Source organism: Pseudomonas sp. Pmew2 (genome assembly GCF_058129885.1).
In genome coordinates, this window is sequence record NZ_CM176702.1 from 5366160 (window position 1) to 5377802 (window position 11643).

Below are 11643 nucleotides of genomic sequence, written 5' to 3' on the forward strand. Positions count from 1 at the left end.
GAGCGATTAGTGATAGCAAAAATCTATTATCCCGATCAAACCGTGGCCCGTACAGCGACCGTGATGGCCTTCACGCGGATATCCTCAAGCCAATGTGTTTCCGGTTCTTTCAAGCCGAGACGGCGTGTCGCAAAAATACCCGGCAGGTTGACGCCGGTTTCACGCGTATAACCGATCCCGCCGGAGTAACGCGGGTTGATTTCCAGCAAACGCGGCTTGCCGTCAGCGTCGTCACGGGTCTGTACATTGATCAGCCCGTCGCAGGCAAAATGCTCCGCTGCGCGCACCGCCAGTTGCACCGCCTCGCTGTCACGCTCGAAGGTCTGATTCAGCCCTACCTTGCGCCGCCCGACAAAGGCAACCGCCTTGCCGTGCTCACAGACCATGTCCACCGAGCATTCACTGCCGGGCATATACGGCATCAACAGCATCGCCGGAACGCCCTCGGCCTGACGGTAAGCGTTAAGGTACGCCTGAAAAGTCGTTTCACGCGCATCCGGATTGGCGAAACAGCGAAAATCATCGACATCGGCCTTGAAGCGCCAGAAGCCCCGTCCGTAAATCCCGACCACCGGCTTGATACAGACCTCGCCAGACACCGACAACGAATCGTAAGCCGCCTGCAACTCCTCGGCGCTGCTCGCGGCGATTCCCGGAATGCACGCCAGACCCGCCGCCTCGGCCGCCGCAGTGAAGCGGCTCTTGTCATCGACATCCATGAAGGTCTGCTGGGACGTTCCGCCCGTGACGAGGTCCAAACCTTCGGCAACAAAACGTGCACGCTGCGCTTCGTAAAAGCTGCCTATACGCCCGGCGACGATAGTCCGGACGCCCAGCGAGCGAGCGGTCTCCAGCACCCAGTCGATACGCTCTTCATTATCGACCGGCTCTTGCAGTGCCACATGGGCCTGCCCGGTAATTTCGGAGCGCTGCTGGCGATGGGAGGCGATAATCTGCACCGACGCAGGCAGCGCATCGCGCGCGCCCATGATCACTTCACGCTGGCTGGACTGCCCTTCAAGGAACCAAATCATGTAAATCTCCGGAAGACAACGCCATCTGCAACGGCCTTGTCGAATTTTGTAATAACTGTTTTGCTTCGAAATGTTCGGATTAGGGCAAAGTCACGCAATTTTAAACAGAGGACGCTGGTATGAAGTGGCTGAGAAGGTCGATTTGGCTTGTGGTATTCGTGGCACTCGGGATCGGCGCATTAAGCCTTTATTACGTCCTGCCGCGCCATGATGTCGTGATGATCACCGGCGTGGAAGTCAAAAGAATGGACGCCGACGGCGTCATCAACGCCGAAAACCCGGCAGACGGCCCGACCCGCGACGTGTACTTCATCAACACCGAAGACCCGGACACCAAGAAAGTCGTGGTCTACCGCAACGAAGACACCGGCTGGAGCTTCCCGTGGTACTTCAAATTCGACTCCGCCGACATCCAGGCCAAAGCCCAGGGCTACTCGCGTGATTCCCAGCAACTGGCACTGATTCGTTATTACGGCTGGCGCATAACGATCCTGTCGATGTTTCCCAACGTGACCGAAGTTGAAGCGGTGACGAGCCGTGATCAGCCGTTTCCGGTGTTTAATACGATCTTTTTTGTGGTGGTGGGGTTGTTGGTGGTGATTGTGGTTGTTGGGGTTAGAAGGCGGTTTAAAGGGCGGGCTCGGGTTGATGGGGTTGTGCGTTAGCACTTAGCTCTGACTTACGGCCCTCGGCGGATAGTTTAAGGCGAGGGCCGAGACTGTCAGAAATTTTGTGTTCGGGCATAACATGTAGCTAGAGGTGCATGTATGCCGACCAAAAAGAAGTCCGCCAATGCAACAGCGAGGGAGTTGCCCTCGATTCCCCAAGAGCTGATTGAGCAGTTTGTTAAAGGCCCGATGAGCGCCGAAGCCATTCAAGACGCGTCCATGGCGTTCAAGAAGGCTCTGATCGAGCGTGCGCTAGGCGCCGAGCTGGGTCACCACCTTGGTTACCCTCAGGGCGCGGAGCGCCCTGAGGAGTCGACCAATCAGCGTAATGGCAAAAGCAGCAAGACGGTTCTGACCGACGACGGGCCGCTTCGCCTGGATACCCCCAGAGACCGCGATGGTAGCTTCGCCCCGATCCTGATTCCCAAGCACGAACGCCGTTTTACAGGCTTCGACGACAAGATAATTGCCATGTACGCCCGGGGCATGATGGTGCGTGAGATCCGCGCTTTTCTGTCTGAGCAGTATGGAACTGACGTGTCCCATGACTTCATCAGCTCAGTCACCGATGCGGTCATGGAAGAGGTGAGCGCTTGGCAGCAACGACCCTTGGAACCGATGTATCCGGTGATCTTCTTCGATGCGTTACGGGTCAAAATCCGGGACGAGGGGTTAGTGTGCAACAAGGCTATTTATCTGGCGCTGGGGGTATTACCTGATGGCACGCGCGACATTGTGGGTATATGGATCGAGAGCACCGAGGGTGCCAAGTTTTGGATGAAGGTGTTCAACGACCTCAAGACTCGTGGCGTTGAAGATGTTCTGATCGCCGTCACGGATGGCCTCAAAGGAATACCGGAGGCGTTGGGGGCGGTTTTTCCTGCCACGACGCTGCAAACCTGCATCGTGCATCTGATCCGCAACAGCTTGGACTATGCCGCTTGGGATAAACGTCGGGCACTGGCCAAAGCACTCAAGCCGATCTACCAGGCGATCAATGCAGATGTGGCTGAGCAAGAGCTTAACGCCTTTGAAGCGGGCCCCTGGGGCAAGCAGTATCCGACTGTGGTTGCTGCATGGCGTCGCGCCTGGGATCGGGTTATACCGTTTTTTGTTTTCCCGGCGGGCATCCGCAAAGTGGTTTACACGACCAATGCCATCGAGAGCATCAATGCCCAGTTACGCAAGATCATCAAGACTCGAGGGCACTTCCCGACCGATGAGGCCGCGACGAAACTGATATGGCTTGGGTTGCGCAACATCACCGCCAACTGGGGTCATGCGGCACACGACTGGAAAGTGGCAATGAATCAATTTGCGATCCTGTACGGAGACCGATTTACCAGACCGAGCTGGTAAAACAAGGGCCTGCCTGACGGCAGGCCCTTACCAGCCCGAACACAAAAAAACTGATAATCCCCGAGGGCCTTATTGAGCAGACGTGTCGTGCTTTACTGCGAGCATACCGCCAAGCAACAGGCAGAGAGTCAATATGGCCTCTGAACAGACAGTTGCCCATGCAGCCCCCAGCGCCCCGTGCAATGGAACAAGCCACGCATTAAGGCATACATTAACGAGTAACGAAAATGCAGCGCTGACCAGGAAAAAACGCTCTTGATGAGTTGCAACTGCGCATTGCGTAAGAACAAAGTTTGGCAGAGCGAACAACAATGAAATCGACAACCAGCCCATGATCGGCTGCGTTTCGTCCACATAAACACTACCAAAAAGCAAGCCAACTCCCCACCCTCCTGACATCCAGCCAATACCTGCCAGCAACGCACCAATCGCAAAAGCAATCAGAATCGCCTTACGGCTGAAATCAACGCTACCGTCGGGCGTTTCCGCTAGATGTCGCATGCGTCGGAACATCACTAACGCGATAGGAGTAGCAAGGAGCATGACACCGTCGATCAACCGGCAAGCAACGGCATAGGAACCTACCTGCGGGACATAACCCAGCACGCTATGCAAAATGACGATGTCTACGCGGTGGTAGATCGTTGTAAGCAGGTCTAGCAACAGAAAGACGAACGCACTGCGGTAAGCCCATACGGGCAAAATCAGGGGTGCTTTGATCAGCGGGGGCAAATCTCGCCGAAACCAAACGAACGTCAGCAGCAGGCCGAGCCCCCAGGAAGAGAAGATCGCGACGGGTGTCAGGCCGAAGATAGCGATGCTGGACAGGATCATCAGCACGCTCAGACTCCGCGCGCAAATCAGAAAAAATGCGTCCTTGCCAAAATCGCCGACGCCTTTGAACCATGATGATAACCAGGTCACCAGCGTCATTGCGCCAAAACAAAATACTGCGGCCGCTAATGACAGGCCATCCAGCCAGCGAGACGCCAGATAAGAGCCGAGCATCAGCACAATGCTACTGATTACAAGGTGCAGCAACGCCTGGCTTGGCAGGGTTTGATTCGAGGTCTTCAGCGCAGCAGTAGGGGATGTTCTCTCGCGCAGCAGCAGGGTCTTGATGCCTGCGTCCTGGATCAATGCCAAAAACATCGCCAGAACATAAATGTAGGTGTAAGCGCCAAACGCATCTGGCCCCATGCTACGTGCCAGGAAAATTGAAAGCCCAAGTGACACCGCAGCGCCGTAAATCGTCGACATCCACTGAACGATCAGAGGGCTGCCTTTCCTCAATAAAGAAAATAACGAGAAGCCCGACGGAATTTCCGTACCTTGAAGAGGCACCTTTGAAGACATTGAATACTTCCGAAAAAAACGCTTTATTTATTCGGCACAAGAGACCTGGCTGCCACGAATGACATGCGCCTGAATGCGACACTGTACCAATTCAAAGGCTCATTCATCACCGGATCAAGCTATTGGTCATATGAAAAATGCTAGCACAGCGTCGGGATCAGCTCCCAGGTGGATGTGCGATGACACCCTGCATCCAGAAACGTGGAAGGTACCTACCACCGAAATCTTCACCAAATTGCTGTTTACGTGCATCCATGTCCGGAAAATCTCGAACGATGGTATAGAGGATCATGCCCGTGGCAAGCGTCAGACAAACCAGCCATGCACTACTGAACGCAACACTGGCAGGACGAGGGGGCGTTTGCCACTTATGTAACGCCAGCAGCCAGCCCACAATGATCGCCAGCCACAGTTGCGAATAGGGCATCACGATCACGCCGTCGACCATCGACTGGGTCAGGGCACCAACAAGACTGGCGAATAGGCACAAGCGCATCAGGTCAACAGGCTCAAGAGACAGCGCACGCTTGTGCAATAGCACCGCGGTGGTGCTCAGCCCATATAACGCAAGACCCGCCACGCATAACGTCGATGGAACCCCCCACTCGCAGGCCCATTGCAGAATGGCCTGATGTGGGTGCGCCGCCACGGCATTCCATATATCAGCGAAATGCATGGGACCAAATCCAAGGAGCGGGCGCTCTTTGATCATTTCCCATGCTTGCTGCCAGAGGATTTCACGTGCGGACAGTGAGGTCGTCAAGCGGTCGCCTGCGAAATTGCTGACTTCGATACCCAGCAGGCCTGGTAGCACGCTGAATAGCAGGGTAAACAGCAGAAGCCCCGTCGAGGCCGCACCCATCTGCCAACCAGCCCAACGGCGTCCGGCACGTCCGAGGCAGAACACAACTGCAACTGCGGCGGCCATGCCCAGCCATGTACCGCGAGTCCCCCCACTGATCGCGATCATCCACCAGAGGCTGGTCAGGCAGAACAAACCGATCTTGATTGAGCGTCGTGTGGAGGGCAATAGTAGTGGCAGCACCAGTAAGGGCAGAGTGAAGGTCTGGAATTGGCCGTAGAAACGTTTGTTGGAAAAGCCGTCGAGTAGGAGGTCGGTGTCGAGGGTTGGGGCGGAGCTGAGGAATGCTGCTGTGGAGGCGGATAGAAACTGCATTGTTTTAACAGTGCAGATAAGGATGACGAAGCCTATGAAGGCGCGATCCAGTTGGGTACCGTAAACGTTTCTTTGCAAAGCGAATGCGCAGCCGATACCGCAAGAAAGCAGCAGGACGGACAGTTCAGTTAACGCCCAAAGGGGACGGTGGGACATGAAACTGGAGACGAACCCCATCACCACAACACTAAAAAAAAATAATTTTACTTCGGATGATATAGTGCAAAAACTTAACTGTTTAGCCGAATATTTTAACCACAAAACAAGCGATGAAAAACCAATCAAAAATTGTGCAACCCTCTGATAATCATGCCCAGAAAAATCATGAAAACATGAACTAATTATCAAAACAGCACAACAGTAGAGAAAGAAAATCATGAAATTCCACTAAAACGCATTTAAAAAAGGCGCCACAAGCGCCTTTCTCGTTGCAGCATACTGGTTATTAAGAGGCTGCCCCTGTACAGCCACTAGGTGCAGCCGAGACCGGGACTACGACGCATCCCCATGTCACACTACCACCAACGGTTGTTGCAGCAGGAAAGGATGGTGTGAGCCTAACTGTAACAGCCGGACCAGTTCGGCTAACTGAAAGCACACCAGACCCAGTGCAGTTTGCAATAGCACTAGCACCAGTACCGCACACATCTGCTTGAGCCGAGCCGTTGGAGTAGTTCTCTGCTACCGCCAACTTGGCGGAATCCAAGCTAGCGAGCAGAGCAGAGGCCTGCGCGCGCAACGTGTAGTTTTGATAGGAAGGAATGGCCACAGCAGCCAGAATCCCGATGATCGCAACAACGATCATCAGCTCGATCAACGTGAAACCTTTTTGTGTTTGCATGCTTACTTCTCCAGGCGTCAATAAGGTAGTGCCTTGACTCTGGGCAAGCATAGCCCGTGCCAATATTGAGCAAGGCGCTACCCACCACTTCAACTCGGGTCTTTTACGAGCGGGCGCCCTCAGAAATCAGCAGAAACTGACAATTTTTGTCATATCCCTCACTGCCAATTGGCAGCATCGCCCGACTAAGCTATAACCCTCACACTGTCTGTGTCTGGTGGTTATATGTCTGATGCTGTCCTCACCGGTTTGGCCAAACAACTGGTCCTGGCCGAGCTGCTTACCGAAACTGCTGCGCAGCAAGCTTATCAGCAGGCGCGCCGCGACAAGATTTCATTGGTAAGTTATCTGGTCCAGAACAAACTGGTCAAAAGCCTGACGCTGGCAGAAATGGCTTCTGATCAGTTCGGCGTTCCTTTCATGGACCTTGCCAGCCTGGACAAGGAAAGCCAGCCCAAAGGCCTTGTGAGTGAAAAGCTGATTCGTCAGCACCATGCACTGCCGCTGTGGCGTCGTGGTAATAAGCTGTTTATAGGCATCTCAGACCCTACCAACCACCAGGCAGTCACTGACATACAATTCAGTACCGGCCTGAACACTGAAGCGATTCTGGTTGAAGATGACAAGCTGACCATTGCCATAGACCGTTTTTTTGACACTGAAAGCGGCCTTGGCGAGTTGGCAGACATTGATTTGGGCCTGGACATCGAGCCTGCGAGTGACAAGGAAACCTCACTGGCCACTCAGAGTGATGCCGATGATGCCCCGGTCGTGCGCTTCGTTAACAAGATGCTGATGGACGCGATACGGCTCGGCTCGTCCGACCTGCATTTTGAACCTTACGAAAAGATCTTCCGAGTGCGGTTGCGTACCGACGGCATTTTGCATGAGGTGGCCAGACCACCGATCCATCTGGCCAACCGTATTGCTGCGCGCCTGAAGGTCATGGCCAGCCTCGATATCTCTGAGCGGCGTAAACCGCAGGACGGCCGGGTCAAGCTGCGAGTGTCAAAAAACAAAGCTATCGACTTCCGTATGAATACGCTGCCGACACTGTGGGGCGAGAAGATCGTGATGCGGATTCTCGATCCGACCAGCGCACAGATGGGCATTGACGCGCTGGGCTATGAGCCAGACCAAAAAGCTCTGTATATGGAGGCCTTGAAACAACCACAAGGCATGATTCTTGTAACCGGTCCCACTGGCTCGGGTAAAACCGTTTCGCTGTACACTGGCCTGAACATTCTTAATACTGTGGACATCAACATTTCCACAGCTGAAGACCCGGTAGAAATCAACCTGGAAGGCATCAATCAGGTCAACGTCAACCCGCGTCAGGGACTCGACTTTTCTCAGGCATTGCGCGCATTCCTGCGTCAAGATCCCGACGTAATCATGGTCGGCGAGATACGCGACCTGGAAACCGCCGAAATCGCCATTAAAGCATCGCAAACTGGCCACATGGTGTTATCTACTCTGCATACTAACAGTGCCGCAGAAACCCTCACTCGCTTGCATCATATGGGCGTCGCAGCGTTCAACATCGCTACGGCTATTAACCTCATCATTGCCCAGCGGCTGGCGCGCAAGCTATGCAGCCATTGCAAGAAAGAGCTCGATATACCCCGGGAAACGCTCATCCAGGAGGGTTTTCCAGAGGAGAAGATCGGTACGTTTAAAATCTATGGCCCAGTAGGTTGTGAGCATTGCAACGGCGGTTACAGGGGCAGGGTTGGTATTTACGAAGTAGTAAAGAAAACACCAGAACTGGAACGCATCATCATGGAAGAAGGCAATTCGCTGGAGATTTCCAGGCAGATGCGCAAGGACGGCTTCAATGATTTGAGGACCTCCGGGCTGTCGAAGGCCATGCAAGGTATTACCAGCCTTGAAGAAGTCAACCGCGTGACCAAGGATTAAGCATGGCCAGCAAGGCAGTTAAAGTCAGTATTTACACATGGGAAGGTGTGGACAAGAAAGGCGGCAAACTCAGTGGAGAAGTGAGCGGGCACAACCTCGCGCTCGTGAAGGCTCAGTTACGCAAACAAGGAATCAATTTCACCAAAGTACGTAAAAAGCCCGTATCGATTTTTGGCAAAGGTAAGAAGATCAAGCCGCTGGACATCGCGTTCTTTTCCCGGCAGATGGCTACCATGATGAAGGCAGGCGTGCCGCTGCTGCAGTCATTTGACATCATTGCCGAAGGTGCAGAAAACCCGAACATGCGTGCGCTGGTCGGCTCTCTAAAGCAGGAGGTTTCAGCAGGGAACAGCTTTGCGACGGCTCTGCGAAAGAAACCGGAATACTTCGACGACCTGTTCTGCAACCTAGTCGATGCCGGAGAGCAAGCGGGGGCGCTCGAAAGCCTGCTGGACCGCGTGGCGAGCTACAAGGAAAAGACGGAAAGGCTAAAGGCCAAAATCAAGAAGGCGATGACTTATCCTACCGCCGTATTAATTGTCGCCTTTATTGTGTCAGGTATTTTGCTGATTAAAGTTGTGCCGCAGTTCCAGTCTGTTTTCGCAGGCTTTAACGCAGAATTACCAGCGTTCACGCTGATGGTCATCGCCCTTTCAGAAGTCGTTCAACAGTGGTGGCTGGCAATAGTTGCGTTATTTCCTGTCAGTTTTTTCATGTTCAAGCGGGCTTACAAACAGTCTCAAAAGTTTCGTGACAGCCTCGACCGCTTTCTTCTGAAAGTCCCCATTATCGGACCACTGATTTTCAAGTCGTCCGTCGCGCGCTATGCGCGGACCCTTGCGACAACCTTTGCCGCAGGTGTCCCGCTGGTGGAGGCACTTGACTCGGTCGCCGGCGCCACCGGTAACGTCGTATTCAGGAACGCAGTCAACCAGGTCAAACAGGATGTCTCCACGGGTATGCAATTGAATTTCTCGATGCGTTCAACGGGTGTATTTCCAAGTCTGGCGATACAAATGACAGCAATCGGCGAAGAGTCCGGTGCGCTTGATGCCATGCTCGATAAAGTCGCGACCTACTATGAAGAAGAAGTCGACAACATGGTCGACAATATGACCAGCCTGATGGAACCGATGATCATGGCGATACTGGGTGTCATCGTCGGCGGCCTGGTTATTGCCATGTACCTCCCCATCTTCAAACTCGGAAGCGTTGTCTGAAATGCCCCTCCTCGACCTCCTGGCCAGCTCTCCCCTGGCCTTCGTCACCACCTGCTGCCTACTCGGCCTCATCGTCGGAAGCTTCCTCAACGTAGTCGTCTACCGCCTCCCCAAAATGATGGAGCGCGACTGGAAAGCCCAATCCCGTGAAATGCTCGGCCTGCCCGCCGAACCTGATCAGCCTGCCTTCAATCTGAACCGCCCCGGCTCCAGTTGCCCGCACTGCGCGCACAAGATCCGCCCGTGGGAGAACCTGCCGGTCATCAGCTATCTGCTGCTGCGCGGTAAATGCTCGCAGTGCAAAGCCCCCATTAGCATGCGCTACCCAATGGTCGAGCTGACCTGCGCAGTGTTATCGGCCTACGTCGCCTGGCATTTCGGTTTCGGCTGGCAAACGGCGGCGATGCTGGTGTTGAGCTGGGGCCTGCTGACGATGAGTCTGATCGATGCCGATAATCAGCTGTTGCCTGACTCTCTGGTACTTCCACTGCTGTGGCTGGGCCTCATCGTCAACGCGTTCGGGCTGTTCACCTCGCTGAACGATGCGCTTTGGGGCGCAGTGGCCGGTTATCTGGCGCTGTGGTCGGTGTTCTGGCTGTTCAAGCTGGTGACAGGCAAGGAAGGCATGGGTTATGGCGACTTCAAGTTGCTGGCCATGCTTGGCGCATGGGGCGGCTGGCAGATTCTGCCGTTGACCATCCTGCTGTCATCGCTGGTGGGCGCGGTGCTTGGGGTGATCATGATGCGCGTGCGCAGGGTTGAAAGCGGTACGCCGATCCCCTTTGGTCCTTATCTGGCCATTGCGGGGTGGATCGCTTTGCTCTGGGGTGGTCAAATAACCGACTCTTACATGCAGTTTGACGGTTTCAGATGACTCACCCTGATCAAAAACCCTGGATTCTTGGCCTGACTGGCGGCATTGGTAGCGGTAAAAGTGCAGCAGCGCAGTGCTTTACCAACCTTGGCATCGACACCGTGGATGCCGACCATGCCGCCCGCTGGGTAGTCGAGCCAGGGCGTCCAGCGCTGGAGCAGATAGCCGCGCACTTCGGTAAAGACGTGTTGCAGGCCAGCGGCGAGCTAGACCGTGGCGCGATGCGCAAGCTGATTTTTGAAAACCCGGAGCAGCGACGCTGGCTGGAAGCGCTGCTGCATCCGTTGATCAATCAGGAAATCGTCAGCCATCTGGCCAAGGCCAAATCGCCGTATGCCATTCTGGTTTCGCCGCTGCTGATCGAATCCGGGCAATACCGCATGGTGCAGCGCCTGCTGGTTATTGATACTCCGGCACACCTGCAAATAGAGCGCACGATGCTGCGCGACAGTTCCAGCCAGGAGCAGGTCGAAGCCATTCTCAAAGTGCAGATCCAGCGTGAAGACCGTTTGCGCCATGCCAACGATGTGCTGGTCAACGACCGCGATCACGCCTGGCTGAACAGCGAAGTCGAGCGGCTGCACCACTTTTACCTTACTTTGCGTGGAGGCCAATCATGAGCCAACCAATGACCGTCCAATGCCCAACCTGCGATGCCCCGGTGGAATGGAGCGCCGCCAGCCCGAGCCGCCCGTTTTGCTCAGAGCGCTGCAAACTGATCGACCTGGGAGCCTGGGCTTCTGAAGAGCATGCGATTCCGGTGAGCCCGGATGCTGAGGATGAATTGTTCTCGGGTGATCTGGAGGCTCCGCACCGGGGGCATTGATGCCCTCAATGCGAAGGCAACTCTGCTTCTGCCAAACGGGCGCCGGAGTGACCGGGGCGGAGATCCGCATTGCTCACAAAAGGCGATCACACAGCCGCCTGATTCCAAGCGGCTGTGATGCCCCACCACCAGAGACACTATTTTTTCTTGACCTTGTTCAGTTCCGCCAGTGGATCGCCACAACTCGACCGTTGACAGGGCTGAGCCGGCACGGGATCTGCCCCTGTAACCGTAAAGTCCCCTCGACGCGCGCCTTCTGTTGCGCACTTGTCACACCAGATCTCAGACACAACATCGTATCCATTAACGTTTCCCACTTGCATAAATCCCTCCTTGATTTCCAAAAACCGAATAAGTCAGCGCATTGC

General features: G+C 54.7%; 11 protein-coding genes. 7 read left to right on the plus strand and 4 right to left on the minus strand.

Annotated features, from left to right (window positions below; genetic code table 11):
• Positions 1-35: 35 nt before the first annotated feature.
• Entirely contained in the window at positions 36-1034 is a 999-nt protein-coding gene (locus AC4ANK_RS24835; RefSeq protein ID WP_002552027.1) for an ATP-grasp domain-containing protein, read from the minus strand.
• 119 nt (positions 1035-1153) lie between these two features.
• Between AC4ANK_RS24835 and AC4ANK_RS24840 the strand changes: the two genes are divergently transcribed.
• Positions 1154-1699 carry a DUF1523 family protein gene (locus AC4ANK_RS24840; protein ID WP_002552026.1) on the plus strand — a complete coding sequence of 182 codons (546 nt, stop codon included), beginning with the start codon at positions 1154-1156 and terminating at the stop codon, positions 1697-1699.
• Between the two features lie 102 nt (positions 1700-1801).
• On the plus strand, positions 1802-3061 hold the full coding sequence (locus tag AC4ANK_RS24845) for an IS256-like element ISPsy17 family transposase (protein ID WP_460237476.1): 1260 nt from the start codon (positions 1802-1804) through the stop codon (positions 3059-3061).
• Positions 3062-3130: 69 nt separating this feature from the next.
• Here the strand turns inward: AC4ANK_RS24845 and AC4ANK_RS24850 are convergent, their stop codons facing one another.
• The 3 genes from AC4ANK_RS24850 to AC4ANK_RS24860 all read right to left on the minus strand — a co-directional run bounded on the left by AC4ANK_RS24850 (position 3131) and on the right by AC4ANK_RS24860 (position 6435).
• Positions 3131-4417 carry an oligosaccharide flippase family protein gene (locus tag AC4ANK_RS24850; protein WP_031599018.1) on the minus strand — a complete coding sequence of 429 codons (1287 nt, stop codon included), beginning with the start codon at positions 4415-4417 and terminating at the stop codon, positions 3131-3133.
• Positions 4418-4574: 157 nt separating this feature from the next.
• Positions 4575-5879 (minus strand): O-antigen ligase family protein, encoded by a 1305-nt coding sequence (locus tag AC4ANK_RS24855; protein ID WP_057425986.1) that lies wholly within the window; start codon positions 5877-5879, stop codon positions 4575-4577.
• Between the two features lie 160 nt (positions 5880-6039).
• Positions 6040-6435 carry a pilin gene (locus tag AC4ANK_RS24860; RefSeq protein ID WP_031597289.1) on the minus strand — a complete coding sequence of 132 codons (396 nt, stop codon included), beginning with the start codon at positions 6433-6435 and terminating at the stop codon, positions 6040-6042.
• A 225-nt stretch (positions 6436-6660) separates the two neighbouring features.
• Between AC4ANK_RS24860 and pilB the strand changes: the two genes are divergently transcribed.
• From pilB to yacG, 5 genes are read left to right on the plus strand one after another with little or no spacing between them, the layout of a single operon-like run.
• Positions 6661-8355 (plus strand): type IV-A pilus assembly ATPase PilB, encoded by a 1695-nt coding sequence (gene pilB / locus AC4ANK_RS24865; protein WP_031597287.1) that lies wholly within the window; start codon positions 6661-6663, stop codon positions 8353-8355.
• Between the two features lie 2 nt (positions 8356-8357).
• The gene (locus AC4ANK_RS24870; RefSeq protein ID WP_002552023.1) at positions 8358-9575 is read left to right on the plus strand and encodes a type II secretion system F family protein; all 1218 of its coding nucleotides are present in this window, start codon (positions 8358-8360) and stop codon (positions 9573-9575) included.
• Between the two features lies 1 nt (position 9576).
• The gene (locus tag AC4ANK_RS24875; RefSeq protein WP_460383566.1) at positions 9577-10449 is read left to right on the plus strand and encodes a prepilin peptidase; all 873 of its coding nucleotides are present in this window, start codon (positions 9577-9579) and stop codon (positions 10447-10449) included.
• Positions 10446-11069, plus strand: a complete 624-nt coding sequence (gene coaE, locus AC4ANK_RS24880; RefSeq protein WP_002552021.1) for a dephospho-CoA kinase — start codon at positions 10446-10448, stop codon at positions 11067-11069. Before AC4ANK_RS24875 ends, coaE begins: the two co-directional genes overlap by 4 nt.
• Positions 11066-11275, plus strand: a complete 210-nt coding sequence (yacG, locus tag AC4ANK_RS24885; protein WP_002552020.1) for a DNA gyrase inhibitor YacG — start codon at positions 11066-11068, stop codon at positions 11273-11275. The genes coaE and yacG overlap by 4 nt, the downstream gene beginning before the upstream one ends.
• The last annotated feature ends 368 nt before the right edge of the window (positions 11276-11643 follow it).